The 25,308-nt window shown below is 66.1% G+C and carries 20 protein-coding genes; 3 read left to right on the top strand and 17 right to left on the bottom strand.

The features are described from left to right. From AB4Z48_RS38035 to ugpB, 7 genes are all read right to left on the bottom strand, one after another. On the bottom strand, positions 1 to 324 hold a 324-nt coding region (locus tag AB4Z48_RS38035; protein WP_441623671.1), incomplete at its 3' end, for a biotin/lipoyl-containing protein. Between the two features lie 95 nt (positions 325 to 419). Continuing rightward, positions 420 to 3,275, bottom strand: a complete 2,856-nt coding sequence (locus AB4Z48_RS38030) for a 2-oxoglutarate dehydrogenase E1 component (protein WP_441623668.1) — start codon at positions 3,273 to 3,275, stop codon at positions 420 to 422. A gap of 386 nt (positions 3,276 to 3,661) precedes the next feature. Beyond that, complete coding sequence (ugpQ, locus tag AB4Z48_RS38025; protein ID WP_441623666.1) at positions 3,662 to 4,408, bottom strand: glycerophosphodiester phosphodiesterase; 747 nt, start codon at positions 4,406 to 4,408, stop codon at positions 3,662 to 3,664. Between the two features lie 24 nt (positions 4,409 to 4,432). Continuing rightward, entirely contained in the window at positions 4,433 to 5,536 is a 1,104-nt protein-coding gene (locus AB4Z48_RS38020) for a sn-glycerol-3-phosphate import ATP-binding protein UgpC (RefSeq protein ID WP_441623664.1), read from the bottom strand. Between the two features lie 71 nt (positions 5,537 to 5,607). After that, a complete protein-coding gene (gene ugpE / locus AB4Z48_RS38015; RefSeq protein ID WP_441623662.1) occupies positions 5,608 to 6,456 on the bottom strand; it encodes a sn-glycerol-3-phosphate ABC transporter permease UgpE in 849 nt (282 codons plus the stop codon). A 16-nt stretch (positions 6,457 to 6,472) separates the two neighbouring features. Further along, a complete protein-coding gene (gene ugpA, locus AB4Z48_RS38010; RefSeq protein WP_441623660.1) occupies positions 6,473 to 7,354 on the bottom strand; it encodes a sn-glycerol-3-phosphate ABC transporter permease UgpA in 882 nt (293 codons plus the stop codon). Positions 7,355 to 7,554: 200 nt separating this feature from the next. Then, on the bottom strand, positions 7,555 to 8,871 hold the full coding sequence (gene ugpB, locus AB4Z48_RS38005) for a sn-glycerol-3-phosphate ABC transporter substrate-binding protein UgpB (protein WP_441623658.1): 1,317 nt from the start codon (positions 8,869 to 8,871) through the stop codon (positions 7,555 to 7,557). Positions 8,872 to 9,046: 175 nt separating this feature from the next. On the opposite strand from ugpB, the gene AB4Z48_RS38000 reads away from it, so the two are divergent. After that, positions 9,047 to 9,838, top strand: a complete 792-nt coding sequence (locus AB4Z48_RS38000; RefSeq protein WP_441623656.1) for an HAD-IIB family hydrolase — start codon at positions 9,047 to 9,049, stop codon at positions 9,836 to 9,838. 79 nt (positions 9,839 to 9,917) lie between these two features. Here AB4Z48_RS38000 and ntrC read toward each other — a convergent pair whose 3' ends face one another. The 4 genes from ntrC to AB4Z48_RS37980 form a co-directional block, all read right to left on the bottom strand. Then, positions 9,918 to 11,471, bottom strand: a complete 1,554-nt coding sequence (gene ntrC / locus AB4Z48_RS37995) for a nitrogen regulation protein NR(I) (RefSeq protein WP_441623655.1) — start codon at positions 11,469 to 11,471, stop codon at positions 9,918 to 9,920. 112 nt (positions 11,472 to 11,583) lie between these two features. Further along, positions 11,584 to 12,735: a nitrogen regulation protein NR(II) gene (gene glnL / locus AB4Z48_RS37990; RefSeq protein WP_441623653.1), complete on the bottom strand. Its 1,152-nt coding sequence runs from the start codon at positions 12,733 to 12,735 to the stop codon at positions 11,584 to 11,586. 4 nt (positions 12,736 to 12,739) lie between these two features. Then, positions 12,740 to 13,306, bottom strand: a complete 567-nt coding sequence (locus AB4Z48_RS37985; RefSeq protein ID WP_441623651.1) for a DUF4124 domain-containing protein — start codon at positions 13,304 to 13,306, stop codon at positions 12,740 to 12,742. Between the two features lie 133 nt (positions 13,307 to 13,439). Next, positions 13,440 to 14,855, bottom strand: coding sequence for a 3-hydroxylaminophenol mutase (locus AB4Z48_RS37980; protein WP_441623649.1), 1,416 nt, complete (start codon positions 14,853 to 14,855; stop codon positions 13,440 to 13,442). 550 nt (positions 14,856 to 15,405) lie between these two features. On the opposite strand from AB4Z48_RS37980, the gene AB4Z48_RS37975 reads away from it, so the two are divergent. Next, a complete protein-coding gene (locus AB4Z48_RS37975; protein ID WP_441623647.1) occupies positions 15,406 to 15,870 on the top strand; it encodes a rhodanese-like domain-containing protein in 465 nt (154 codons plus the stop codon). A gap of 103 nt (positions 15,871 to 15,973) precedes the next feature. Here AB4Z48_RS37975 and AB4Z48_RS37970 read toward each other — a convergent pair whose 3' ends face one another. The 5 genes from AB4Z48_RS37970 to AB4Z48_RS37950 form a co-directional block, all read right to left on the bottom strand. Beyond that, on the bottom strand, positions 15,974 to 16,807 hold the full coding sequence (locus AB4Z48_RS37970) for a competence/damage-inducible protein A (RefSeq protein ID WP_441623645.1): 834 nt from the start codon (positions 16,805 to 16,807) through the stop codon (positions 15,974 to 15,976). Positions 16,808 to 16,819: 12 nt separating this feature from the next. Then, the gene (locus AB4Z48_RS37965; RefSeq protein ID WP_441623643.1) at positions 16,820 to 17,689 is read right to left on the bottom strand and encodes an EI24 domain-containing protein; all 870 of its coding nucleotides are present in this window, start codon (positions 17,687 to 17,689) and stop codon (positions 16,820 to 16,822) included. 131 nt (positions 17,690 to 17,820) lie between these two features. Further along, positions 17,821 to 18,795 carry a sterol desaturase family protein gene (locus AB4Z48_RS37960; protein ID WP_441623641.1) on the bottom strand — a complete coding sequence of 325 codons (975 nt, stop codon included), beginning with the start codon at positions 18,793 to 18,795 and terminating at the stop codon, positions 17,821 to 17,823. Continuing rightward, a complete protein-coding gene (locus AB4Z48_RS37955) occupies positions 18,795 to 19,733 on the bottom strand; it encodes a polysaccharide deacetylase family protein (RefSeq protein ID WP_441623640.1) in 939 nt (312 codons plus the stop codon). Before AB4Z48_RS37955 ends, AB4Z48_RS37960 begins: the two co-directional genes overlap by 1 nt. 118 nt (positions 19,734 to 19,851) lie before the next feature. Next, the gene (locus tag AB4Z48_RS37950; RefSeq protein ID WP_441623669.1) at positions 19,852 to 20,838 is read right to left on the bottom strand and encodes a YVTN family beta-propeller repeat protein; all 987 of its coding nucleotides are present in this window, start codon (positions 20,836 to 20,838) and stop codon (positions 19,852 to 19,854) included. A 143-nt stretch (positions 20,839 to 20,981) separates the two neighbouring features. Between AB4Z48_RS37950 and AB4Z48_RS37945 the strand changes: the two genes are divergently transcribed. Continuing rightward, complete coding sequence (locus tag AB4Z48_RS37945; protein ID WP_441623638.1) at positions 20,982 to 21,221, top strand: hypothetical protein; 240 nt, start codon at positions 20,982 to 20,984, stop codon at positions 21,219 to 21,221. Between the two features lie 206 nt (positions 21,222 to 21,427). Here the strand turns inward: AB4Z48_RS37945 and hrpA are convergent. Then, on the bottom strand, positions 21,428 to 25,308 hold a 3,881-nt coding region (gene hrpA / locus AB4Z48_RS37940; protein ID WP_441623636.1), incomplete at its 5' end, for an ATP-dependent RNA helicase HrpA.

Below are 25,308 nucleotides of genomic sequence, written 5' to 3'. Positions count from 1 at the left end.
GGGCGCGGCAGCGGCCGGAGCGGCTGCGGGCGCGGCGGCAGGTGCGGGCGCGGCGGCGGCGGGAGCAGCTGCGCCGGCGGTGGCTTCGGTGTCGATCTTGGCGATCACTTCGTCGGCGACCACGGTGTCGCCATCGTTGCGGATGATCTGCGACAGCACGCCTGCCGACGGGGCCGGCACTTCGAGCACGACCTTGTCGGTCTCGATCTCAATCAGGATTTCGTCTTGGGCAACGGCTTCGCCCGGCTTTTTCTTCCAGTTCAGCATGGTCGCTTCTGCAACCGATTCGGACAGCTGCGGAACCTTGACGTCAACAATAGCCATGGTTGGTATTTCCTTTTGTATTCGTATGTGCTTCGGGCATGCGGCAAAGACAAAGCGGTGCGCGCTCGGCGCGCGCACCGCCATTCAGGCCACGATCATTTGGTCAGGACAAAGCCCTTGAGCTTGGCGAAAGCCGCATCCAGCAGCGCCTTCTGCTGCTCGTTGTGCTTGGCGTAGTAGCCAACTGCCGGCGATGCCGAGGCGGGACGGCCGGCGTAGCCGAGCTTCTGCCCTTCGGTCATGTTTTCCATGATGTAGTGCTGCACGAAGAACCAGGCGCCCTGGTTCTGCGGCTCGTCCTGGCACCACACGATTTCGTTGGCGTTGGGATACTTCTTCAGCTCGGCGGCCACCGCCTTGTGCGGGAACGGATAGAGCTGTTCCATGCGGATGATGGCCGTATCGCCGGCGCCACGTTCCTTGCGCGCATTGACCAGGTCGTAGTAGACCTTGCCCGAGCACATGACGATGCGCTTGACCTTGCTGGCGTTCAGTTCTTCGTGATCCGGAATGACGGTCTCGAAGTGACCCTTGGCCAGGTCGGACAGCGGCGAGACCGCATCCTTGTTACGCAGCAGCGACTTCGGCGTCATGATCACCAGCGGCTTGCGGAACAGACGGATCATCTGGCGGCGCAGCAGGTGGAAGATCTGGGCCGGGGTGGTCGGTTGGCAGACTTGCATATTGTGGTCCGCGCACAGCTGCAGGAAGCGCTCGATGCGCGCCGAGCTGTGTTCCGGACCCTGGCCTTCGTAGCCGTGCGGCAGCATCAGGGTCAGGCCCGAGGCACGGCCCCACTTCACTTCGCCCGACGAGATGAACTGGTCGATCACGACCTGGGCGCCGTTGACGAAGTCGCCGAACTGGGCTTCCCAGATCACGAGCGCGTTCGGTTCGGCGGTCGAGAAGCCGTATTCGAAGCCGAGCACGGCTTCTTCGGACAGCACCGAGTCGATCACCGTGAACGGAGCCTGGTTCTCGGACACGTTCTGCAGCGGCACGTAGCTGCCGGCATCCCAGCGCTCGCGGTTCTGGTCATGCAGGACCGAGTGGCGGTGGGTGAAGGTGCCGCGGCCGGCGTCCTGGCCGGTGATACGCACCGGGTAGCCCGAAGCCACCAGCGACGCGAAGGCCAGGTGCTCGCCCATGCCCCAGTCCAGCGACTGGTCGCCGCGGCCCATGTTGGCGCGGTCCTTGACGACCTTCTCGACCAGGGTGTGCAGCTTGAAGTGCTCGGGGATCGTGGTGATGCGTTCGGCCAGGCGCTTGAGCTCGGTCACCGGCACCGCGGTGTCGGCGGCGTCGGTCCACTTGCGGTTCAGGAACGGCATCCAGTCCACGGCGAACTTGTTCTTGAAGTTCGACAGGACGGGGTCGACCGTGTGCTTGCCCGCGTCCATGGCGGCACGGTATTCCTTGACCAGCTCGTCACCGAAGTCGGCACCGACCAGGTTCTGCGCTGCCAGCTTGTCGGCGTACAGCTTGCGCGTGCCCGGGTGCTGGCTGATCTTCTTGTACATCAGCGGCTGGGTGACGGCCGGGGTGTCCTGCTCGTTGTGGCCCAGCTTGCGGAAGCAGATGATGTCGACCACGACGTCGCGCTTGAACTCCATGCGGAAGTCCACTGCGAGCTGCATGGCGAACACCACGGCTTCGGGATCGTCGCCGTTGACGTGCAGCACCGGCGCTTCGATCATCTTGACCACGTCCGTGCAGTACAGCGTCGAACGCGCGTCGCGCGGGTCGGAGGTGGTGAAGCCGATCTGGTTGTTGATCACGATGTGCATCGTGCCGCCCGTGCCGTAGCCGCGGGTCTGCGCCAGGTTCAGCGTTTCCATCACCACGCCCTGGCCGGCGAATGCCGCGTCGCCGTGCACTTGCACCGGCAGCACTTCGGCGTGGCCGGCGGGCTCGCCGCGGCGTTCCTGGCGGGCCTTGACCGAGCCTTCCACGACCGGGTTGACGATTTCCAGGTGCGACGGGTTGAAGGCGAGCGACAGGTGGACCGGGCCGCCTTCGGTGGAGACGTCGCTGGAGAAGCCCTTGTGGTACTTCACGTCGCCGGCCGGCAGGTCGTCGACGTGCTTGCCTTCGAATTCGGCGAACAGGTCCGCCGGCATCTTGCCCAGCGTATTGACCAGCACGTTCAGGCGGCCGCGGTGGGCCATGCCGATCACGATTTCCTGCACGCCCTTGCTGCCCGCGCGCTGGATCAGCTCGTCCATGGCGGCGATGAAGGATTCGCCGCCTTCGAGCGAAAAGCGCTTCTGGCCGACGAATTTGGTGTGGAGGAAGCGCTCCAGGCCTTCGGCCGCGGTCAGGCGGTCCAGGACGTGCTTCTTCTTGTCGAGCGTGAACACCGGCTTGGAACGCGTGGTTTCCAGGCGCTCCTGCCACCAGCGCTTCTGCGCCTGGTCGCTGATATACATGAACTCGGCGCCGATGCTGCTGCAGTACGTTTCGCGCAGGTTGTTGAGCAGCTCGCGCAGGCTCATCGATTCCTTGCCGAAATACGTATTGCTGGCGTTGAAGACGATGTCGAGATCGCTTTCGGAGAAGCCGTAGAAAGCCGGGTCGAGATCCGGCAGGGGCGGACGCTCCTGGCGCTTGAGCGGATCGAGGTCGGCCCAGTGCGAACCGATGTTGCGGTAGGCGGCGATCAGTTGCGTGGCAGCGACACGCTTGCGCCCCATGTCCGAATCGGCGGACGCGACGATGGTCTTGATTGGACCCTGCTTGGCGCGCTCGGCGAACGAGGCGACGATGGGAGCGTGGGCGATGTCGCGGGCGTTGGAGCCGTCGACGGCCGGCACGTTCTGCATCGCGTCGAAATACGCGCGCCAGTTGTCGGGAACCGAAGTGGGATTCTGGAGGTAGGCCTCGTACAGCTCTTCCACATAGGGGGCATTGCCGCCGAAGAGGTACGAATTGCTTTGATACTGCTGCATCATGGGGCGCTCACTATTCTCCGGGTATGCCGGAGTAAAGCGGGTTCATCAACCTTCCGCGACACGGCTTGACCGGTTAGCGGATTGCAAACAACTCTTCAGGTCAACCGGAGCACCTTATGCAAACGGCACCACGATGGGTGCCGGTTCTTTCGGCGCTGCGATCGCCCTGCAAGGGCAAGTTGTGCGGGGAAGGACCTAAGTCTTCACTGCGCATAAGCATAGCACGTTTGCCAACCGCCACTGGGGTCTTTTCGCATTACGGAACGGATTAACAACAAGCGCCATCGGGCATCGTTGCGCGGCACGACCGCACGCGCAGGCGGTCGTGYCGCGCCCTCCTCCGTCCCCCTCCGTGCGGCCGTGTTCAGGCCGCGTTCGGGTCGTACTCAGGCCGCGTCCGGGGCGATCTGGTCGACCGCGTCGGTGATCAGCGCGTCGAGGCCCCAGCCGAGCAGCTCGGCGGCGCGCACCGGATCGTTGACCGTATAGCAGGCCACGCGAAAACCGGCCGCGTGCGCTGCCTGAATCACCTCGGCGGTGAGCTCGCGGTGGTTCGAATCGAGCGCCACGCAGTCCAGCCGGCGCAGCCGCTCCAGCCAGTCGGGCGGCAGCTTGTCCAGCAGCAGCGCGCGCGGCAGCGCCGGGGCAGCCTTGCGGGCGGCCTCCAGCGCCTCCTCGGAGAACGACGACAGCAGCGGTGGCACCTCGCTGCCGGCCCACAGGGCCAGCGCGTCCAGCGCCACCGCGGCGCCGGTGCGCCATTCCGCGCCCGGCACCGGCTTGATCTCGATATTCACGTGCAGGCCGTTGGCGCGGGTATAGCGGGCGATCGCTGCCAGCGTCGGAATCGGCTCGCCGGCATACGCCGGGCTATGCCAGCTGCCGGCATCCAGCGTAGCCAGTTCGCCCAGCGTGAGCGCATCGGCGCGGCCGCGGCCGCTGGTGGTGCGGTCGAGCGTGGCGTCGTGCAACAGCACGGCACGGCCGTCGCCGGAGAGTTTCACGTCGAACTCGAACATGCGGTAGCCGAACGAGGCACCGTGGCGGAAGGCCGCCAGCGTGTTCTCGGGAGCCAGCTTGCCGGCGCCGCGATGGGCGATATGGCGCGGATAGGGCCAGGTGGTCTGCGTCATGGTGTGGATTACCGTTTGGTCCGCTCAGGCGTCGATCCGCTTGCCGGTCTCGGCGTCGAAGAAATGCAGGTGATCGGCCGAGGCCGTGATCGGCAGGCGGTCGCCGCCGCGCACATGCATATTGCTGTCCAGGCGCACCACCACCGGCTGGCTGCCCAGCGTGCCGTAGGCGAACGAGTCCGCCCCCAGCGCTTCGACCAGCCGCACATCGATCTCGGCAATCGCCTCGGCCGCCGCGCACGGCTCGATATGCTCCGGGCGCAGGCCCAGCAACGCGCGCTGCGGCAAGTGCAGGCCCATCGGCAGGTGGCCGAGCGTGGCGGGCTGCCCCTGGGCGCCCTCCTTCTGCTCCACGCGCATCTGCGCCTCGCCCTGGCCGCCATTGACGCGGGCCACCGGCACCAGGTTCATCGGCGGCGAACCGATAAAGCTCGCCACGAAAGTGCTGGCCGGGCGCGCATAGACTTCGAGCGGCGTGCCGATCTGCTCGACGCGGCCGCCGTTGAGCACCATCATGCGGTCGGCCAGCGTCATGGCCTCGACCTGGTCGTGCGTCACGTACATGCTGGTGGTGCGCAGGCGGCGGTGCAGCTCCTTGAGCTCCAGGCGCATCTGCACGCGCAGCTTGGCGTCCAGGTTCGAGAGGGGCTCATCGAACAGGAACACCGCCGGCTCGCGCACGATGGCGCGGCCCATGGCCACGCGCTGGCGCTGGCCGCCCGAGAGCTGGCGCGGCTTGCGGTCCAGCAGCGGGGCGAGCTCCAGGATGCCGGCGGCATGGCGCACGCGCTGCTCGATCTCGGCCTTGGCCATGCCGCGGATCTTGAGGCCGTAGGCCATGTTGTCGTAGACGCTCATATGCGGGTAGAGCGCGTAGTTCTGGAACACCATGGCGATGTCCCGCTCGGCCGGCTCGAGGTCGTTCACGACCTTCTCGCCGATATGGACCTCGCCGCCGCTGATGGCTTCGAGCCCGGCCACCATGCGCAGCAGCGTGGATTTGCCGCAACCCGAGGGGCCGACGATGACGATGAACTCGCCGTCGGTGATTTCCATGTCGATGCCGTGCACGACCTTGACATTGCCGGCGTAGGTTTTCTGTACGTTGCGAAGCGACAGTTTTGCCATTGCTATTCTTTCTCGCTGCTTATGCGCTGAGTAGGCGTGGCGGGCGCGTTTTCGCGCCCTGCCCCGTCCGCTTATTTTTCGGTTTCGACCAGGCCCTTGACGAACCACTTCTGCATCAGCACCACCACGATCGCGGGCGGGATCATGGCCAGCATCACGGTGGCCATCACCAGGTTCCAGTCGGTCGCGGCATCGCCGGAGCGGGAGATCATCTGCGTGACACCCACCACCACCGGGGTCATCGACTTCTGCGTGGTGATCAGCAGCGGCCACAGGTACTGGTTCCAGCCGTAGATGAACTGGATCACGAACAGTGCCGCGATGCTGGTCTTGGACAGCGGCAGCACCACGTCCTTGAAGAAGCGCAGCGGCCCGGCGCCGTCGATGCGCGCCGCCTCGGCCAGCTCGTCCGGGATGGTCAGGAAGAACTGGCGGAACAGGAAGGTCGCGGTCGCCGAGGCAATGATCGGGATGGTCAGGCCGAAGTAGCTGTCCAGCATGCCCAGGTCCGACACCACCTTGTAGGTCGGCAGGATCCGCACTTCCACCGGCAGCATCAGCGTGATGAAGATCATCCAGAAAAAGGTCTTGCGCAGCGGGAACTTGAAGTACACCACCGCGAAGGCCGAGATGATCGAGATCGCGATCTTGCCCAGCGAGATACCGAGCGCCATGACCAGGCTGTTGAGCATCATGGTCGAGACCGGGGAAGCGGACTCGCCCACGCCCTTGAACAGCACGGTGCGATAGTTCTCGAAGAAATGGCTGCCGGGCAACAGCGTCATCGGTGCTTCCAGCACCTGTTCCGCCGTCAGCGTCGAAGCCACGAAAGTCACATAGACCGGAAACGCCACCACCACGATGCCGAGGATCAGCACCAGGTGTGTGAGGAAATCCAGAAAGGGTCGTCGTTCTACCATGTTTGCGCCCGCCTGATCAGTATTGAACCTTGCGTTCCACGTAGCGGAACTGCACCACCGTGAGCGCGACCACGATCACCATCAGCACCACCGATTGCGCCGCCGAGCCGCCGATGTCCATGCCGCGGAAGCCGTCGTGGAACACCTTGTAGACCAGCGTGTTGGTGGAGTTGAAAGGCCCGCCGTGCGTCACCGAGTCGATGATGGCGAACGTGTCGAAAAACGCGTACACGACGTTGATCACCATCAGGAAGAAGGTGGTCGGCGACAGCAGCGGGAACACGATCGACCAGAAGCGGCGCCACGGGCCTGCGCCGTCGATGGCGGCCGCCTCGATCAGCGATTTCGGGATGCTCTGCAGGCCGGCCAGGAAGAACAGGAAGTTGTAGCTGATCTGCTTCCATGCCGCCACCAGGATCACCAGGCCCAGCGCCTGCTGCCCGTTGAGCAGGAAGTTCCAGTCGATGCCGAGCGCGCGCAGCGCGTAGGACACCACGCCCAGGCTCGGATTGAACAGGAACATCCACAGCACGCCCGCCACCGCCGGCGCCACCGCGTAGGGCCAGATCAGCAGCATGCGGTAGGCCATCGCGCCGCGCAGCACGCGGTCGGCGAAGTACGCCAGCAGCAGCGAGAAGGACAGGCCGACCAGGGTCACGCCCACCGCGAACACGCCGGTGATGCGGAAGGATTCCAGGTAGAGCGGGTCGTTCCACAGCGTGCTGAAGTTCTCCAGCCCGACGAACTCCAGGTTGATGCCGAACGCGTCCTGCTGCAGCACGGACTGGTACAAGGCCTGACCCGCAGGCCAGAAGAAGAAAACTAGCGTGATGACAATCTGCGGGAACACCAGCAGGTAAGGCAGCCATCGCGACCGGAAGACAACCCGTTTTTCCATGGGCAATCCAATCGTCCAACGAATGCCGCGCAAGGCGGCATCGAATCAGGTTACGGCGCGCATCCGCAAGGCGGGCGCGCCAACGAAGTGGCACATTGGCAGGGACGCGCCGTTGCGGGAGCGCCCCGGCCAATGTGCCAGGCCAACAAAAAACGGGCGGGATGCGAACCCGCCCGTCTTCGCGGCAAGGGCAGGCCGGCTTACTCGCGCGCGGTCTTCTGGAAGCGCTCGAGCAGTTCGTCGCCGCGCTTGACCGCGGTGTCCAGGGCTTCCTTGGGCTGCTTCTTGCCCGCCCAGACGGCTTCGAGCTCCTCGTCGACCACGGTACGGATCTGCACCAGGTTGCCCAGGCGCACGCCGCGCGACTTGTCGGTGGTCTTGACTACCATCTGTTCCACCGAGACATCGGCGCCCGGGTTCTTTTCATAGTAGCCGGACTTCTTGGTCAGCTCGTAGGCGGCCATGGTGACCGGCAGGTAGCCGGTGGCCTGGTGCCAGTCGGACTGGATCTCCGGACGCGACAGGTAGGTGAAGAACTTGGCCACGCCCTTGTACTCCTCGGGCTTCTTGCCGCCCATCACCCACAGCGAGGCGCCGCCGATGATGGTGTTCTGCGGGGCACCCGGCACGTCGGCATAGTACGGCAGCTGCGACACGCCGAAGGCGAACTTGGCGTTCTTGCGGATATTCGCCAGCGATGCCGACGAACCCGTGAACATCGCGCACTCGCCGTTATAGAACTTGGCCTGCGACTCCGACTTGCGGCCACCGTAGCTGAAGTAGCCCTTCTTCACCATTTCCTGCAGGTTGGTGATGTGCTTGACGTGCAGCGGGCTGTTGAAGACCAGGCGCGCATCGGTGCCACCGAAGCCGTTGTTCTTGGTAGCGAACAGCGTGTTGTGCCAGGCCGAGAAGCTCTCCAGGTGCACCCAGCCCTGCCAGTCGGTGGTGTACGCGCACTGGCCGCCCGACGCCTTGATCTTGGCCGAGTACTGCATCACTTCGGGCCAGGTCTTGGGCGGCTTGCTGGCGTCCAGGCCCGCCTTCTTGAAGGCGTCCTTGTTGTAATAGAAGACCGTGGTCGAGCTGTTGAACGGGAACGACAGCATCTCGCCCTTGGACGAGGTGTAGTAGCCGGCAACCGCGGGGATGTAGATCTTCTGGTCGAACTTCTCGCCCGCGTCCTTCATCACCGTCGATACCGGCTTGATGGCGCCCTTGGCGCTCATCATGGTGGCCGTGCCCACTTCGAAGACCTGCAGGATGGCCGGCTGCGTGCCGGCGCGGAAGGCGGCAATGCCGGCCGCCATGGTCTCGTCGTAGCTACCCTTGTTGACCGGCACGATCTTGTAGTCGGACTGGCTGGCATTGAACTTGTCGGCGATCTCGTTCACCTTGTCGTTCAGCGCGCCCTGCATGGCATGCCACCACTGGATCTCGACAGCGGCGTGCGCGGTGCCGGCGCCCGCCAGCACGGCAAAGGCCGCGATCTTCAGCACGGTACGTTGGAAGGTCATCGACAGCTCTCCTGGTTGTTATTTCAGTTCGGGAAAAAATCGACCGACTGTATGCAGTTTTTGTGACAGCCGGATGTTACTCCGCCTTGTTGGATTGGAAAACCGGGCAAATCCACTAAATGACAATAATATGACAACGTTTTGTCGGTGGCTTGACAGGGTAGAATCCGGGGCTATGCAAGCCATCCAGACCCTTCCCGCCCCGGCGTTGCGCCGCGTGCGCGGCGTGCTCACCGACATCGACGGCACCATCACCACCGACGGCAGGCTGCCGGCTGCCACCTACCTCGCGCTGGACCGTCTCAAGCAGGCGGGCCTGCACGTGATCCCGGTCACCGGCCGCTGCATCGCCTGGGCCGAGATCCTGACGCGCCTGTGGCCGGTGGATGCCATCATCGGCGAGAACGGCGCCTTCTATTCCCACCTGCGCAGCGGCAAGCTGGTTACCCGCTACCTGGACGACGCCACCACGCGGACAGCCAACCTCGAGCGCATCCATGCGCTGGGCCAGCGCATCCTGCAGGCGGTCCCCGGCTGCGCGCTGGCCTCCGACCAGGCCTGGCACGCGGCCGACCTGGCCATCGACCATGCCGAGGACGTCGCCCCCCTGCCCCCGCCCGCGGTCGACCGGATCGTCGCGCTGATGCGCGATGCCGGCATGACGGCCACGGTCAGCTCGATCCACGTCAACGGCTGGTTCGGCGCGCACGACAAGCTCAGCATGAGCAAGCTGTGCGCAGCCGAGCTGCTCGGCGCGGATCTCGACGCCGAACGCGACGAATGGCTGTTTATCGGCGACTCGGCGAACGACGCCACCATGTTCGCCCACTTTCCCCTGTCGGTCGGGGTCGCCAACATCCGCGACATTCTGCCGCAACTGCCGGCCAGGCCCGCCTACCTGACGCAGGCGGCTTGCGGCGAGGGATTTGCGGAAATGGCAGAACTGCTGCTGGCGGCACGAGGCTGACGCGCGCGCGTAGCGCGCATCAAATGAATACGGCCGGGACAAACCCGGCCGTATTCATTTCCGCGCTGCGGCAAAGCCGTCAGTCGAAGCCCAGTTCCTGCAGCTTGCGGGTGATCGTATTGCGCCCGATCCCCAGGCGGGTGGCCGCCTCCACCCGGCGCCCGCGGGTCACGCCGAGCGCCGCCTCCAGCACCGCCTTCTCGAAGCGGCGCGTCAGCGCATCCATCACCTCGGGCTGGCCGGATTCGAGCATGGCGCGCGCCTCGCCCGCCAGCAGGTTTTCCCAGCCGGCAAGCGCGCTCGCCGAGGCCGCGCGGCCGGCGAAGGCCAGCGCGGCATCAGGCTCCCCGGCCATCCCGGGGGGCGCTGCGCCGTAGTCCACCGGGTCGTGGCCGTCGGCCTCGTCCGCCCGGCTTTCGGCGCGCGCATCGAGCGCCCGCGCCATGCCCGCACCCGCGCCGTTGCCACCCTGCGGCGTGCCACCGCCGATCATCTCGCGCGGCAGGTCCTTGACCTCGATGGTCTGCGCCGGCGCCATCACGGTCAGCCAGTTGCAGAGGTTCTCCAGCTGGCGGACGTTGCCGGGGAACGGCAGCGTGCTGACATAGGTCAAGGCCTCGTCCGCCATGCGCTTGGGCTCCACGCCCAGTTCCTTGGCGCTCTTCTGCAGGAAATGACGGGCCAGCAGGGTGATGTCCTCCGGCCGCTCGCGCAGCGGCGGCAGGCGCAGGCGGATCACGTTGAGGCGGTGGAACAAGTCCTCGCGGAACAGTCCTTCCTTGACGCGCGTCTCCAGGTTCTGGTGGGTGGCGGCAATCACGCGCACATTGGCGCGCAGCGGATTGTGCCCGCCCACGCGGTAGAAGTTGCCGTCGGACAGCACGCGCAGCAGGCGCGTCTGCAGGTCGAACGGCATGTCGCCGATTTCGTCGAGGAACAGCGTGCCGCCCTCGGCCTGCTCGAAGCGGCCGCGGCGCATGGTCTGCGCGCCGGTGAAGGCGCCGCGCTCATGGCCGAACAGTTCGGATTCAAGCAGGTCTTTCGGGATGGCCGCGGTGTTCAGCGCGATGAAGGGGCCGTTGGCACGCGGGCTGTGCTTGTGCAGCGCCTGCGCCACCAGCTCCTTGCCGGTGCCGGACTCGCCGGTGATCAGCACGGTCACGTTGGACTGCGACAGGCGGCCGATGGCGCGGAACACGTCCTGCATGGCGGGCGCCTGGCCGAGGATCTCGGGGGCGTCCACCAGGCGGTCTTCCATCTCCTCCTCGCGCAGGCTTTCCTGCAGCGCGCGGCGGATCAGCTCGACCGCCTTGTCCACGTCGAAGGGCTTGGCCAGGTATTCGAAGGCGCCGCCCTGGAACGCGGCTACCGCGCTGTCCAGGTCGGAGTAGGCCGTCATCACGATGACGGGCAGCCCCGGGTGGCGCGCCTTGAGCGCTTGCAGCAGATCCAGGCCCGAGCCACCCGGCATGCGGATATCGGAGATCAGGACTTGCGGCTCGTCGTCTTCGAGCGCGGCGAGTACGTCGCGCACATTGGTAAAGCTGCGCGAGAGCAGGCTTTCACGGGCGAGGGCTTTCTCAAGAACCCAGCGGATTGATTGATCGTCGTCGACTATCCAGATCGGCTTCATGTGCGTCGCTTGTCTGCTCGGTGTCATTCGGTCTTCCGCGTTCCTGTCTGCACGCCACCTGAGGCACCGGGAGGCAGCAATCGTTGAGGCAATGCCAATTGCTTTCGCCAGGTCAATGCAGGGGCAGCAGGATACGGAAGTCGGTACAGCCAGGCCGGCTCTCACATTCGATCAAGCCCTCGTGCTGCTGCACGAAGGTTTGAGCGAGTGTGAGACCGAGGCCGCTGCCGCCGTCCCTACCCGACACCAGCGGATAGAAGATGCGTTCGCGAATATCCTCGGGGATGCCCGGACCGTTATCGATGACATGCAAGTCCAATGCCAGCTTGAACAGACGCTTGGCAATTGTCACCTGGCGGGCCACGCGCGTGCGCAGGACGATCTGCGCATCGCCGCGCCCGATGCGCTCGGCCAGCGCCTGCGCAGCGTTGTGGACGATGTTGAGCACGGCCTGGATCAGTTGCTCCATGTCGCCGCGCAGGTCCGGCAGGCTGGCGTCGTAGTCGCGCACGATATCCAGCCCGGACGGGAATTCGGCCAGCACCACCGAACGCACGCGCTCCAGCACCTCGTGGATATTGAGGTCCGACACGATATGCGGATGCCGGTGCGGCTCCAGCAGCCGGTCCACCAGCGTCTGCAGGCGATCCGACTCCTTGATGATGACCTGGGTGTATTCGCGCAGCGAGCGGTCCGGCAGCTCAAACTCCAGCAGCTGCGCCGCGCCGCGGATGCCACCCAGCGGGTTCTTGATCTCGTGGGCGAGGTTGCGGATCAGTTCCTTGTTGGCCGAGGTCAGGTCGAGGATGCGTTCCTCGCGCTCGCTGCGCACCTTCTGCTCGTTGGGCAACATCTCCACCAGCACGGTGTCGGGGTTGGCCTCCAGCGCGCCGATCACCACGTGCGCGTGGGTCGGCTCCTGCAAGGGCGGGTGCAGCACCACGTCCTGGCGGCGCGCATCGAACTGCCGCGAGAGCACCGTATCGATCATGCTGCCGAGCTCTTCCGAGGCGCCGAACAGGTCCGCCAGCGACAGCTCCACCATGGCCTTGCGCGATACCGCGAAGCTCGCTTCGGCCGCCGGGTTGGCGTAGACGATGCGCATGCCCGGCTGGCGCACCAGCAGGACCGGGTTGGCGATCACGTCCAGGCCCTGGCGATAGGAAACATCGCCCAACGGCAGCACCGCGGCCCCGCCCTCGGGCGGATTGCCGGCTCCGGCCGAAGCCACCTTGCGGGAGACGCTGCGAATCAGGCGACGCATGAGACTAGTCCTTCAGGTTGGAAAGTTCGCGCCGCAACGATGCGGCATTGGCCTCGCCGCGCGCGATGTCGTCACGCAGCGCGGCGGTGCGGTCCAGGTACCGCTGGTAGTTGCGCTCGTTGCCCTGGCGCTCGGGCTGGCCGTTGTTGTACTCGGCGCGCAGCCCGGCCAGCTTGGCCTCCTCGCTCTGCAGTTCCTGCTCGAGCACGGCGCGGCGCTCGCCGTCGCGGCTCTTCTGCGTGGCGCTGTCCACCCGCGGGAAGGTCGCGGGCGTGGTGGCCGGCGCGCTGCCCTTGGCCGCGCCGGCGGCGGAGACGCGCGTGCCCGGCACGGTGGTCACTTCCGGCAGGCTGAGCCGCTTGCAGCCCTTGCCGCCATTGCCGTTGCGGTACTCCGGCACGCCGTTGGGGCCGGCGCAGACATAGATATCACCCGATTGCGCCGGCGCCGGCCGACTCCAGGCCAGCAAGGCCAGCGCCAACATGGCGCATACGGCCGCCGGCGCACGCATGCGGGCACCGAAGCGGGGCATCGGGTGGAGCTGGGAGTGCGGAAAGTCGAGCGCGTCCATTGACATCAGCAAGGGAGGTGGAAAAGGAGCCCCATTCTAGCCATCAATCCAGGCTTCAAAACAAAAAGGGACAGCCGAAGCCGCCCCTTCCTGGTGCAACTGTTGCCCGGTCACAACCAGGCAACGTCCCGCCTTACAGCGAGTAGTACATTTCGAACTCGATCGGGTGCGTGGTCATGCGGAAGCGGGTGACTTCTTCCATCTTCAGTTCGATGTAGGCATCGATCATGGAGTTGGAGAAGACGCCGCCGCGCGTCAGGAACTCGCGGTCGTTGTCGAGGTATTCCAGGGCCTGGTCGAGGCTCGAGCAGACGGTCGGGATCTTTGCATCCTCTTCCGGCGGCAGGTCGTACAGGTTCTTGTCGGCAGCTTCGCCCGGGTGGATCTTGTTCATCACGCCGTCCAGGCCGGCCATCAGCAGCGCCGAGAAGCCCAGGTACGGGTTCATCAGCGGATCCGGGAAGCGCGTTTCGATACGGCGGCCCTTCGGGTTCGCCACATACGGAATGCGGATCGAAGCCGAGCGGTTGCGGGCCGAGTAGGCCAGCTTCACCGGTGCCTCGAAGCCCGGGACCAGGCGCTTGTACGAGTTCGTGCCCGGGTTGGTGATGGCGTTCAGCGCGCGAGCGTGCTTGATGATGCCGCCGATGTAGTACAGCGCGAATTCCGACAGGCCGGCGTAGCCGTTGCCCGCGAACAGGTTCTGGCCGTCCTTCCACACGGACTGGTGCACGTGCATGCCCGAACCGTTGTCACCCACGACCGGCTTCGGCATGAAGGTGGCGGTCTTGCCGTAGGTGTGCGCGACGTTCTGGATCACGTACTTCTGCAGCTGCGTCCAGTCGGCGCGCTGCACCAGCGTGCTGAACCGGGTGCCGATTTCGTTCTGGCCCTGGCCAGCCACTTCGTGGTGGTGGACTTCCACGGGGATGCCCAGCGATTCCAGGATCAGGCACATTTCCGAACGGATGTCCTGGAAGGTGTCGATCGGGGCGACCGGGAAGTAGCCGCCCTTCTTGCCCGGACGGTGGCCGCTGTTGCCGTGCTCGAATTCCTTGCCCGACGACCACGGTGCTTCTTCCGAGTGGATCTTGACAGCGCAACCCTGCATGTCAATGTTCCAGGTCACGCCGTCGAAGATGAAGAATTCGGGTTCCGGACCGAAGTAGGCGGTGTCGCCCAGGCCGGTGCTCTTCAGGTACGCCTCGGCGCGCTTGGCGATCGAGCGCGGGTCGCGGTCGTAGCCCTTGCCATCCGACGGCTCGACCACGTCGCAGGTCAGCACCAGGGTCGGTTCTTCGTAAAACGGATCGATGTTGGCGGTAACCGGATCCGGCATCAGCAGCATGTCCGAAGCCTCGATACCCTTCCAGCCGGCGATCGACGAGCCGTCGAATGCGTGGCCGCTTTCGAACTTGTCTTCGTCGAAGTGCGACACGGGTACCGACACGTGTTGCTCTTTGCCTTTGGTATCGGTGAAACGGAAATCGACGAACTTGACGTCGTTTTCCTTCACAAGCTTCATCACATCTGCAACGCTGTGGGCCATGCCTATCTCCTGGAAATTCGGCTGAAGTCTAGAAAGCCATTCTTGCGTCGGTCTTCGTCACACCCCGCCTGCAAGGCTTGGGGACTGCGCAAAAACCGGCCACGAAAGGGACGAGGAATGTTAGCAGAAAGCATGCCAAGGGAAGACCCTGATTACCCCTGCGTTCCCGAAAAAAGTGCAATTGGACGGCCCCAGGCAGGCCTTCGGACGGTGCCAGGGTGGCGCATGTGGCATATGCAAAATCTCGCTGCCCAGGCAGGCCGCGCGAGCCCCGCAGGCGCGCATCCGGCAGGGCCCGCGGAAACACCAAAACAGTGCAATACAGCGCGAAAATGCACCATCAATGTGCCACCACGCAAATGATGATCTGTTTTGGTGCGCTCGCCACCAGGTTGCCTGCTTGCGGTGCATGCACCCGGCATTCCTGGCCGCGGCCGACCGCCGCCCAAACCTGCCGGGCCCGGCCCGCGGCGCGCTAGAATACCCGTCGGGGCGCTCCATTGCCCTATGGCGCCGTGGCGCCACTCCACCTTTCGATCTTGTCACCCAGATGACCACCCGAGACGACCTTCTCCAAGCCGCGCGCCAGCGCCAGCAGCAAAACCAGCTCCCCTATTTCGGCGCCCTCTCGCCGCAAGAAGCGTTTGCCCTGCTGCAGAACGATCCCGCCGCCGTGATGGTGGACGTGCGCACGCAGGCGGAACTGGACTGGATCGGCGGGCCGGACCTGCCGGAAGCCCAGTCCGCGCACGTCGAATGGATGAGCTACCCGGGCGGCGCGCAGAACGCGGCCTTCCTCGAGCAGCTCAAGGCGCGGGTACCGACCGATGTACCCGTGCTGTTCCTGTGCCGCAGCGCGGCGCGCTCCAAGCACGCGGCGCGCGTGGCGACCGAGGCCGGCTACCAGTTTGCGATGGATGTGCTCGAAGGCTTCGAGGGCAACCGCGATGAGCATCATCACCGCAAGACGACGGAAGGCTGGTGCGTGCGCGGATTGCCGTGGCACGGCGCCTGACGGGCGGCAACACCGCCAGGCCCCGGCCGGGCGGCAAGCAAAACGGGACAGCATGGCTGTCCCGTTTTTCATTCGATGACCGTATCACCGCTCAGTCCGCCGCTCAGTCTGCCGCGGGATCGCCCGGCCGCCGCGCCGCGACTTCCACCAGCTCGAAGCCCATCTCGCGCACGCCGTCGCGCAGCATGGCGTAGGCCGGCTCGACGAGATCGCTCGCCCCCTTCACGCCGAGGTCGATATGGCGCCGCGCATAGAGCTCGCCGCGCCTGGCATCGCCTACCGACGGCAGGCTGAACACGCGCACGCCGCCGAACGCTGCCTCGACCCGCTCCATCAGCGGCGTCAGGGTCGATTCGGGCGCCTCGAACACCAGGAACGAACGCTCCTCCTGCACCGCCGTATGGAACAGGTGCGGGTAGTAATGGTCCAGCACCCATTCCATCATCGGCCATGCCATTACCGGGAAGCCGGGCATGAAGTGATGATCGGCTACGGAGAAGCCGGGAATCCGGTTGTAGCTGTTCGGGATGATGCGCGCGCCCGCCGGGAATTCACCCATCTTGAAGCGATGCTGGTTCTCGGGCAGGTTCAGGTCGCCCTTGACCGGATCGCCGGCGGCGGTCTCGACGATGCGCTGGGCGATCAGCTCGCGCGCCTCGGGATGCAACGCCAGCGGCACGCCGAGCGCCGCCGCGGCGCATTGCCGGGTGTGGTCGTCCGGCGTGGCGCCGATGCCGCCGGTGCAGAACACCACGTCGGTGCCGGCAAAGGTGCGGCGCAGCGTGGCGGTGATGCGCGCGCGCTCGTCGCCCACGTACTCTGCCCAGTCCAGCGCCAGCCCACGGGCGGCCAGCAGTTCGATGGCGCGGCGCATGTGCTTGTCTTCGCGCCGCCCCGACAGAATCTCGTCACCAATGACGATCAGGCCGAAACCCATGATGCCCTCGCTTCAGGATTGTTCAATGCGCCGCACGTCGGACGGCGCGAGATCGATGACGTCCGCCGCAGGCGAAGCCGCCACGGCGGCGCGCTCGGCGCGCAACTGCTCCAGCGCGCGCAGGCAGAAATGCCCGAACCACAGCGCCGAGAAGATAAAGATCAGCACATAGAGCCACAGCGTGCCCGCCAGTACGAACGGAAACAGGAAGATCAGCGCCGCCGAGGATACCCAGATCAGCGTCGGTGCCGAGCCCAGCAGCCCGACCGCCACGCCGATCGAGAGCAAGGACGCGCGGTGGCGTTTCATCAGGGTCTTGCGCTCTTCGGCGGTGGCGTGCTCGGCCAGCGCGTCGTAGGTCATCACGCGGTAGGTCAGCCAGCCCCACAGCAACGGCGGGATCAGCGCAAAGAACAGCGGGAACAGCCACAGCGGCAAGGTCACGATCACCAGCAGCAGGAACAGGAAGGTACTGCCGAGCGTCTGCAACACGCTGCCGGCCACGCTGCCGCCCTTGGCCCGCTCCAGCCCGGGATAGCTGCGCTCCAGGTGGCGCATCACCGAAGGCACGGAGAACAGGCTGATGAAGATCAGCATCGAGGCGATCACCAGCGGCACCATCAGCGCGATCACGAACAGCGGCGCCACCACGGCATTGAGCGACTGCATGCCCAGCCAGGCCAGCCCCGCGTAGATCCAGCTGGTGAGCGCCGAGCTTTCGAGGATGCCGCGCGCGGTCGCCATGATGGGCTCCCAGCCCCACAGCAGCAGGCCACCCCACAGCCCCGTCGCCAACACGAAGGGGATGACGGTGAGCATCAGCATGCGCGGATGCAGCTGGCTCATCAGGGCACGACCAAACGCGCGAAAAATATCGTTCATGCAGTGAATTGGATTGCCGCGAAAGCGAAGACAAACAGACTAGCACACGTCACCGGCGCCGGCCGGAGCCTGCCGGCCGGCACATCACCGCCATGGCCAGGCGGGACGCCGCGAGGCGGCGGCGCGGCCCGTCAGCCCAGCCGCAGCAGGCGCTTGATGCCGTACCACTGCTGCGACAGGAAGCCGGTGCCGTAGTTGCGGCTCTTGCCCGCGGGCGGCGGCATCTGGTCGCGGATCCCGGTGGGATAGTAGGCGTCGGTGAACACGGCGGTGCGGAACAGCATGTCCCACCATGGGAAGATCACGCCGTAATTGCAGCCGCCGAGCCGGCCGGGACGGCCGATCGCCTCGTGGCCCACGCCCACCGCGTGGTGGGTGCGGTGAAAGCGCGGCGACACCAGCAGCCGCTCGCCGAGCGCGCCGAAGTGCAGGCGCAGGTTGGCATGCTGCAGGCTCTGCAGAAGCTGCGACAGCGCCACCAGCAGCACGTACTGCGACGGCTCCACGCCGACCGCCAGCGCCACCACGGCGAACACCAGGTCGCGCAGCATGTCGTCGAGCAGGTGGTTGCGGTTGTCGCTCCACAGCGTCATCTGGCGCTGGCTGTGGTGCACGGCGTGCAGGCTCCACCACCAGCGGTAGGTATGCGACAGGCGGTGGTACCAGTAGTCGAGCAGGTCGAACAGCAGCAGGTAGACGAAGAAGCTGACCAGCGGGATCGACGTCACCGCCGGCCACCAGTCCTCCACATTCACGCGCTGCCAGCCAAGCAGGCGCAGCTGGCCTTCGAGCCCGTCCATCAGCGGGCCGAGCAGGAAGAACATCGCCAGCCGGAACAGGCCGAGCCGATGCACGACGGTATAGAGAATGTCGGTGCGGATCGCCCCGCGGTCGGTCACGACCTCGACCGGGCGCAGCTTTTCCAGCGGCCCCAGGATCAGCACCATCACCACGATCTGCACCAGCCCCACCAGCAGCCATTCGGTGCCCGTGAAGGCGTCCTCGGCATAGCCGCCGAAGCCGAGCTGGTAGACCACCGGCAGGATCACGTCCTGGAACAGCGTGGCTTCGACCTGGCCGACCCAGGCGTTGAGCGTGTCCAGCATCACGGTCTCCCCGCCTCGCGGCCCGCCACGGTGGCGCCCTGGCCGCGCAACCACTCGCGATAGGCGGGATGCTCGCGCAGCGTGGCGAAGCAGAAGCCCTTCTGCTCCAGCCCGCTGATCAGCGGCTCGAGCACGCCCGGCGCCCACGGATCCTTGCGCGACCAGATGCCGAGATGCGCCATGGTGATGTCGCCATCGCGCAGGTCGCGCAGCGCGCGCGCCAGCAGCACCTTGTTCGGGAAGCGCTCGGAAGACAATTCATCGCCAAGGAAGCCGGCCGGCGCCCATGCCACGTGCCTGAAGCCGCACTGCTCGGCCCATTGCAGCGTCTGCGGCGCGGTATGGCCGCCCGGCGCGCGCCACAGCGGCGACATCGCGGCGCCGCTCAGCCCGCGCAGTGCCCGCGCGCTGCGCTTGAGTTCGCTGCAAAAGCCCTGCTGGTCCATTGTCACGTCCTGGCCGGCCTGCGCGCCGAACTGCGGGCGCATCGTCACTTTGCCGTCGCGCGTGCCGCGCAGGTAGACGTGGTCGAAGGTGTGGCTGCCGAAGACATGGCCGTCCGCCGCCAGCGTCTTCCAGTACGCGGCCCAGCCCGGGTCGAGCGAGCTGTCCTTGTTGACGGTGGGCTCGTTGGCGAGGAAGAAGGTGGCCTTGATATGGTGGCGGCGCAGCGTGTCGGCGATCAGCGTGGCCTGGCTCATGCTGCCGGTATCGAAGGTCAGGTAGAGCGTGCCGGCACGGCAGGATTGCGGCGCGGCAGGCGCCGGCTGCGCGGGTCCGGCGGCGTTGGCTGAGGTGGCTGAGGTGGCTGAGGTGGCCGACGTGGCCGAGGTGGCGAAACCCGCCGCCGCCGCCGCCAGTGCCAGCCCCGCAACGGCAAACCCGGCCGCCGCGCGTATCACCGCGCGGGCGGGCCGGGGCCGCGAAATCTTGCTCATGATGCCTGTCCTGATGACCTGTGACTGCATTGGAGTGGCGACAGCCATACTAGTTTCGAGTGCCGCGCGGGCCGCCGCGTTCCGTGCGGCGCCGCGCCCGCCACGCCCGGCTCAATACTCAATACAAAGGCGCGCGCGTGCGGAAGTAAATGCCGTGCGGCGAACGGCCGACGCGGATGGTCTTGACCAGCTTGCGGCTGGCCACGTCGACCAGGCCGACCGAGCGTGCCCAGCGGAAGCTCACCCACAGCGTCTTGCCGTCCGCGGTGAGCTCCATGTCATCGGGACCGGCAGGCAGGCCGGTGATATCGCCGATCTTGGTCAGCGTCTGCTGGTCCAGGATGCTGATCGTGCCGGAGACGCGGTTGGACAGGAACAGGTGGCGCTTGTCGCCCACCGCGCGGAAATTGTGCGCGCCCTTGCCGGTCTGGATCTGCTTGACCACGGTGCGGGTATGCCAGTCGATCACGGCGACGTAGTCGGCGCCGGTCATGCCCACCAGCAGGTACTTCTGGTCAGGCGTCACCCACACCCCGGCGGGTGCCGAGCCGGCGTCCATGCGCCACATCACGGTCTGCGTGGGCAGGTCGATGGCGACCACCTCGTTGGAGTCCTGCAGCGTGATGAAGGCCACGCGGCTATCGGCGGTGAAGGCGATATGGCTCGGTGTCTTGGCCAGCGGCAATTGCTTGGCGATCTTCAGCGCCTTGCCGTCCCAGCGGTACAGGTCGACCCGGTCGAGGCGGTTGCCGGTGGTCAGGAACCATTTCTGGTCGGGCGAGAAACCGATCTGGTAGGGATCGTCGATATTGGGAACGCGCTGCTGGACCTTGCCCGTGACCGGGTCGAGGAAGACCAGGTCATTGCCCACTGCATTGGCGACGATCAGCGATTTGTCGTCGGGCGTGGCGATCAGGTGATGGGGCTCCTTGCCGACCGGGAAGGTCTCGAGCACCTTCTGCATGTCCTTGTCGATCAGCGTGACGGTTGCGTCACCCGAATTGAGCACCACCACCACTTCTGCCGAGGCCGGCGCCGCTGCCATCCCCAGGGACAGGGTACCGATCAAGGCAAACCCGGAAACTACACGACGCAATGCGAGCATAAGACCGTTAAACAATGACTTAATCGAGCATTCTAACGTTTCCGGGTCCTGATCCGATGACGCAGCTCAAGAAACTAACATTTGGTCACAATCTCGGGGTGGGGGGATAGGGGACGGGGGGGCAGAGGGTTCCTGGCGAATTTTTGGGGGCTGTTGTCGACGTCAAGGTCAACGTCAACGTCAAAGTCAACGTCAACGTCAACGTCAAAGGCTTTCGCGCCCCCGGCGCGACCTACTTTCTTTTGTCCGAAAAGAAAGTAGGCCAAGAAAGCGGACTCCTGGCCGGAGGGGCAGAAGAATCCAGGGTTTATGGGATTTGCGGATTCGTGGTGGGCGTGTCGGTTCTGCTGGAATCTGCCGGTACCGGCTCGGGCGGCCGCTAGGCTGCGGGCGGTGCTGGTTTCGTGGTGATGCCCCTGGGCGCTGGTGCACTGCTTGTTCGGGCATCTGCCGTTACCGGGTCGGGTGGCCACGGCATCGTGGCGTCGCTGGTTTCGTGGTGGGCGTGGTGGACCGGCTTTCGAGCCGAGGCAGGGAGCCTGGGCTGGGGGGCCTGTGGGCCTGTCATGCCACGCAAAACCAAGCCCCCTCACCTCTGCATCGCCTCCCAAACCTTCTGCAGCCGCTTTACCGACATCGGCACTGGCGTGCGCAGCTCCTGCGCGAACAGCGCCACGCGCAGTTCTTCCAGCATCCAGCGGAACTCGTCCAGGCGCGCATCCTCCACGCCCCTGCCCTGCTGGCGCAACTGCTTCTCGGCGCGCTGCCACTGCTGCAGCAGCGGCGTCATTTCCTGCAGGCGCTGGGTGTCGCGCGCCGGGTCGCCCTTGATCTTGTCGATGCGCATGGCGATGCCTTTCAGGTAGCGCGGGAAATGCACCAGTTGCAGGTAGGGCGTATCGGTCACGAACTGCTTACCCATCAACCGCGCCAGCTGCGCCTCCATATCGGCGTGCGCCGCGGCGAAGGGCTTGGCCTGGATCAGCTTGCGCGGCAGCGTGGCGTACTCGGCCAGCACTGCGCCCACCAGCCGGGCGATCTCCTGCGCCAGCAGGTTCAGGCGCGAACGCCCCTCCTCCTTGCGCGCGGCGAACTCAGCCTCGTTGCGCGGCAGCGGCGCCTGCAGGCAGGCGCGCTCGAGCGCCATCGTCACGATCTGGTCGCGCAGCATTTCCTGCGTGCCCAGCGTCATGTACTGCATCGCCATCTGCTGCAGGCCGGGGATGTTCTTTTCCAGGAACTTCACCTGCTCGCGCAATTGCAGCGCGAACAGGCGGCGCAGGCCGACGTGATGCACGCGCACGGCTTCCTGCGGGTCGTCGAACACTTCCACGTCGCAATGCGCTCCGCGGTCGACCAGCGCCGGATAGCCGAACAGCGTCTGGTTGCCCTTGCGGATTTCCAGCAGCTCCGGCAGCTCGCCGAACGACCAGCCGGTCAGCCCTTCGTACTGGCCGGGTTCGGCCGCCGGCGCCTGCGACGCGGATTGCGCAGCGATGCTCTGGAACGACTGCTGTGCCTGCCCGCCCAGCTCGGCGCGCAGTTGCGCCAGGTTACGGCCCATGTCGAGCTGGCGGCCATGTTCGTCCACCACCTTGAAGTTCATCGCATGGTGGGCCGGCAGCGTCTCCAGCTTGAAGTCCGCGCGCCTGACCATGGTGCCGGTCTGCTCGCGGATATCGGCGATCAGCACGTCGAGCAGCTCGCCCTCGCCGAACGGCCTGCGCTCCACGAAGYCGGCGGCGTAGTCGGGCAGCGGCACGCAATGCCGGCGCAGCTTCTGCGGCAGTGACTTGAGCAGCAGGTGCACCTTCTCCTTGACCATGCCCGGCACCAGCCAGTCGGCCCGCTCCGGGCGCACCTGGTTGAGCGCATACAGCGGCACGGTCAGCGTCACGCCGTCGCGGTGGCTGCCGGGCTCGAAGTGATAGGTCAGCGCCATATCCACGCCCGCCACTGGCATCAGCTTGGGGAACAGGTCCGTGGTAATGCCAGCCGCTTCATGCCGCATCAGCTCTTCGCGGTTCAGGTAGAGCAGCTTGCGGTCACGTGCGCTTTCGGTCTGGTACCACTGCTCGAAGGTGGCCTGCTGGTGGATCTCCGCCGGGATCAGGCGGTCATAGAAGGCGAAGATCAGTTCGTCGTCCACCAGCACGTCCTGCCGGCGCGACTTGTGCTCCAGGTTCTCGATCTCGCGCGTCAGGCGCTGGTTGTGCGCGAAGAACGGCAATTTGGTATCGAACTCGCCTTCCACCAGCCCGCGCCGGATAAACAGCTCGCGCGCCTCCGCCGGGTTCATCGGGCCGTAGTGCACGCGGCGGTGCTGGTAGACCACCAGCCCGTACAGCGTGGCGCGCTCCATGGCCATCACCTGGCCGGACTTCTTCTCCCAGTGCGGATCGCTCCAGCTCACCTTGAGCAGGTGGCGGCCCACCTGCTCGAGCCATTCCGGCTCGATGCGCGCCAGCGTGCGCGCGAACAGCCGGCTGGTCTCGATCAGCTCGGCGCCGATGATCCAGCGGCCCACCTTGCGCGCGATCAGCGAGCCGGGCCACAGGTGGAACTTGATGCCGCGCGCGCCCAGGTATTCGCGCCCGCGGCCGTCGGCCTCTTCGAGCTTGCAGCCTACATTGCCCAGCAGGCCGGTCAGCAGCGCCTTGTGGACCTGCTCGTAAGTGGGCTCGCTCTCGTTGAGGCGCCAGCCCTGCTCGGTCACCGTGGTCAGCAGCTGCGAATGCACGTCGCGCCATTCGCGCAGGCGCACATGCGAGAGGAAGCTGGCGCGGCACTGGTCCTGCAGCTGGCGGTTGGTCTTCTTGTGCGCCACCGCCTCTTCGAACCAGCGCCACATCTTGACCCAGCCCAGGAACTCGGACTTCTCGTCCATGAACTTGCGGTGGGCCTGGTCGGCCGCTTCCTGCGCCTCCTGCGGGCGGTCGCGCGGGTCCTGTACGGATAGCGCGCTGGCGATGATCAGCACTTCGCGCAGGCACTGGTGCTCGCGCGCGGCCAGGATCATGCGGGCCACGCGCGGGTCCAGCGGCAGGCGAGCCAGCTGGCGGCCGGTCTGGGTCAGCGCGTTGGCGTCGTCGCCCACGCTCTCCACCGCGCCCAGCTCCTGCAGCAGCTGGTAGCCGTCGGCAATGGCACGACCCAGCGGCGGCTCGATAAAGGGAAACTCCTCGATCGCGGTCAGCTTGAGCGCCTTCATGCGCAGGATGACCGCGGCCAGCGAGGAGCGCAGGATTTCCGGATCGGTAAAGCGCGCGCGGCCGACGAAATCCGCTTCCTCGTAGAGCCGGATGCATACGCCGTCGGCGACCCGGCCGCAACGGCCGGCACGCTGGTTGGCGGCGGCCTGCGAGATCGCCTCGATCTGCAGCTGCTCGACCTTGTTGCGATAGGAATAGCGCTTGACCCGCGCCATCCCGGTATCCACCACATAGCGGATGCCCGGCACGGTCAGCGAGGTCTCGGCCACATTGGTGGCCAGCACGATGCGGCGTGCATTGGAGGGCCGGAACACACGCTCCTGCTCCTGCACCGACAGGCGCGCGAACAGCGGCAGGATCTCGGTATGCGGCGGATGGTGCTTGCGCAGCGCCTCCGCGGCCTCGCGGATCTCGCGCTCGCCGGGCAGGAACACCAGCACGTCGCCGGGGCCGAGCCGGCAGAGCTCGTCCACGGCCTCGACGATGCCGTCGAACAGGTCGCGGTCCTTGCCCTGCGCCGCCTTGGGCGCACCCTCGCCCGGCGCCGCCTTGTCCTTCTCGATCGGCCGGTAGCGGATTTCGACCGGATACAGGCGCCCGCTCACCTCGATCACCGGCGCCGGCTTGCCGCCCTGCGCGAAATGCTCGGCGAAGCGGTTGGCGTCGATGGTGGCCGAGGTGATGATCAGCTTGAGGTCCGGCCGCTTCGGCAGGATCTCCCTCAGGTAGCCGATCAGGAAATCGATATTGAGGCTGCGTTCGTGCGCCTCGTCGATGATGATGGTGTCGTAGGCCCGCAGCAGCGGATCGTTCTGCGTCTCGGCCAGCAGGATACCGTCGGTCATCAGCTTGACCGAGGCACCCGGCGACATGGTGTCGTTGAAACGCACCTGGTAGCCCACGTGCTCGCCCAGCGGCGTGCCGATCTCCTGCGCGATGCGCTTGGCGGTGGAGGTGGCGGCAATACGCCGCGGCTGGGTGTGGCCGATCAGGCCGCCGCCGCCGTCCGCGCCCGGGCCGCGCCCGATCGACAGGCAGATCTTGGGCAGCTGCGTGGTCTTGCCGGAGCCGGTCTCGCCCGAGACGATCACTACCTGGCTGGCCAGCAGCGCCTGCGCGATCTCCTCGCGGCGGGCCGACACCGGCAGCGCCTCGGGGAACGTAATCGGCGGCAGCGGATTGGCCACGCGGCGCGGCCGGGCTGYACCTGCCTCGGCGCGGGGCCGGCCCTGGCGGCCCTCCCCGGGCGGCCTCGGAG

Origin of the sequence: Cupriavidus sp. 2TAF22, assembly GCF_052115045.1 — a bacterium.
Classification (GTDB): Bacteria; Pseudomonadota; Gammaproteobacteria; order Burkholderiales; family Burkholderiaceae; genus Cupriavidus.
This window is presented reverse-complemented; position numbering and strand designations above follow the sequence as displayed.

Excerpts from the sequence above, each read along its gene's own strand:
- ugpQ (WP_441623666.1), bottom strand. The coding sequence starts at position 4,408 with ATGACGCAGACCACCTGGCCCTATCCGCGCCATATCGCCCATCGCGGC.
- AB4Z48_RS37970 (WP_441623645.1), bottom strand. The coding sequence starts at position 16,807 with ATGGGTTTCGGCCTGATCGTCATTGGTGACGAGATTCTGTCGGGGCGG.
- AB4Z48_RS37955 (WP_441623640.1), bottom strand. The coding sequence starts at position 19,733 with ATGAGCAAGATTTCGCGGCCCCGGCCCGCCCGCGCGGTGATACGCGCG.
- ntrC (WP_441623655.1), bottom strand. The coding sequence starts at position 11,471 with ATGAAGCCGATCTGGATAGTCGACGACGATCAATCAATCCGCTGGGTT.
- ugpB (WP_441623658.1), bottom strand. The coding sequence starts at position 8,871 with ATGACCTTCCAACGTACCGTGCTGAAGATCGCGGCCTTTGCCGTGCTG.
- AB4Z48_RS37965 (WP_441623643.1), bottom strand. The coding sequence starts at position 17,689 with ATGAACGATATTTTTCGCGCGTTTGGTCGTGCCCTGATGAGCCAGCTG.
- AB4Z48_RS37960 (WP_441623641.1), bottom strand. The coding sequence starts at position 18,795 with ATGCTGGACACGCTCAACGCCTGGGTCGGCCAGGTCGAAGCCACGCTG.
- AB4Z48_RS37950 (WP_441623669.1), bottom strand. The coding sequence starts at position 20,838 with ATGCTCGCATTGCGTCGTGTAGTTTCCGGGTTTGCCTTGATCGGTACC.
- AB4Z48_RS37980 (WP_441623649.1), bottom strand. The coding sequence starts at position 14,855 with ATGGCCCACAGCGTTGCAGATGTGATGAAGCTTGTGAAGGAAAACGAC.
- AB4Z48_RS37985 (WP_441623651.1), bottom strand. The coding sequence starts at position 13,306 with ATGGACGCGCTCGACTTTCCGCACTCCCAGCTCCACCCGATGCCCCGC.
- AB4Z48_RS38030 (WP_441623668.1), bottom strand. The coding sequence starts at position 3,275 with ATGATGCAGCAGTATCAAAGCAATTCGTACCTCTTCGGCGGCAATGCC.
- ugpE (WP_441623662.1), bottom strand. The coding sequence starts at position 6,456 with ATGGTAGAACGACGACCCTTTCTGGATTTCCTCACACACCTGGTGCTG.
- AB4Z48_RS38020 (WP_441623664.1), bottom strand. The coding sequence starts at position 5,536 with ATGGCAAAACTGTCGCTTCGCAACGTACAGAAAACCTACGCCGGCAAT.
- AB4Z48_RS37975 (WP_441623647.1), top strand. The coding sequence starts at position 15,406 with ATGACCACCCGAGACGACCTTCTCCAAGCCGCGCGCCAGCGCCAGCAG.
- AB4Z48_RS38000 (WP_441623656.1), top strand. The coding sequence starts at position 9,047 with ATGCAAGCCATCCAGACCCTTCCCGCCCCGGCGTTGCGCCGCGTGCGC.
- glnL (WP_441623653.1), bottom strand. The coding sequence starts at position 12,735 with ATGCGTCGCCTGATTCGCAGCGTCTCCCGCAAGGTGGCTTCGGCCGGA.
- ugpA (WP_441623660.1), bottom strand. The coding sequence starts at position 7,354 with ATGGAAAAACGGGTTGTCTTCCGGTCGCGATGGCTGCCTTACCTGCTG.